Annotated in this window: 1 protein-coding gene; it reads right to left on the bottom strand. The window is 49.3% G+C overall.

Translation table 11 applies throughout. The features are described from left to right. Positions 1-26: 26 nt before the first annotated feature. The coding region (locus A3751_RS01440) for a LysE/ArgO family amino acid transporter (protein WP_156492165.1) at positions 27-479 on the bottom strand (453 nt) is incomplete at its 5' end.

Below are 479 nucleotides of genomic sequence, written 5' to 3'. Positions count from 1 at the left end.
CGCAAAGACGATAACTTCATAAGCACCTAAAGCAGTAAGTTGACGGCCAACGCGATCATGACGATACCGATAATGAAGTCGAGCATGCGCCATGCACTTGGTTTTTCAAATATAGGACGCAGTATGCGGGCACCGTAGCCGAGTGAAAAGAAAAATGCGAAGGATGCACACACCGCGCCGATACCAAAAAGATGTTGCTGCTCTCCATATTGAACAGAAATCGCGCCAAGGAGAAAAACAGTATCCAGATAAACGTGTGGGTTTAGCCAGGTAAACGCAAGACAGGTTAGGGCGATCTTATACGCGTGTGATGTAGACGCTCCTTCTGCAACCAGAGCGTGCTCTGCTTGCCAAGCCGAATAGAAACTCTTAAGGCCATATAAGATTAAAAAAGCCGCTCCGCCGAAGCGCGCGACAAGCTCAATCTCAGGATATGCCTGAACAATGGCGCCAAACCCCAGCACGCCGGCAGTGATCAA

Source organism: Oleiphilus sp. HI0080 (genome assembly GCF_001635135.1).
This window is presented reverse-complemented; position numbering and strand designations above follow the sequence as displayed.